Source organism: Paenibacillus kobensis NBRC 15729, from assembly GCF_004000825.1.
Lineage (GTDB): Bacteria > Bacillota > Bacilli > Paenibacillales > Paenibacillaceae > Paenibacillus_T > Paenibacillus_T kobensis.
The window spans coordinates 1-671 of record NZ_BILZ01000153.1 but is presented as its reverse complement, the minus strand read 5'-3'; the positions used below and the strand labels follow the sequence as shown (position 1 = coordinate 671).

Sequence of the window (671 nt, the reverse complement as noted above, 5' to 3'; positions counted from 1 at the left end):
CGACTCAGCAAAACGTTGTTCGTACGGTGCGCAACAGCAACTATGTGACGTTTACACAGTCGGATCGGATCCTTCAATTGTCCAACTACGCCTTTGATGGTTCGACGTTCGATATTTTCGGCGCGTTGTTGAATGGTGCAGCTCTTGTCCTCATTAGAAAAGAGGATGCACTGAATATCGCCGCCTTGTCGCGAATCCTTCGAGAGGAACAGATTACGATCTTCTTTTTGACGACGGCGTTATTCAATACACTTGTCGATTTGGACGTAAGCAGCCTTTCCAACGTCCGACATGTTTTGTTCGGCGGGGAAAAAGTGTCGGTCGATCACGTAGCCAAAGCGTACCACGCGTTGGGAGCAGGGCGAGTAATTCATGTATATGGTCCGACGGAGAGCACTGTTTATGCTACGTATTATGCCATCGATCATCTGGACCAGCAGGTGCCGACCGTGCCGATTGGCACTCCGCTTGCCAACACCCGACTATATGTCGTTGGTCGGGACACTCAGTTGCAGCCGATCGGGGTGCCAGGCGAGCTGTGCATCACGGGAGACGGCCTCGCGCGCGGTTATTTGAACCAGCCGGAACTGACGGCAGACAAGTTTGTCGACAATCCGTTCGGAGAAGGCAGGATGTATCGTACCGGCGACTTGGCAAGATGGCTTCCGGAT

General features: G+C 52.8%; 1 protein-coding gene. It reads left to right on the top strand.

What is annotated here, in order from left to right:
• On the top strand, positions 1-671 hold a 671-nt coding region (locus tag PKO01S_RS28550; RefSeq protein WP_164779847.1), incomplete at both ends, for an AMP-binding protein.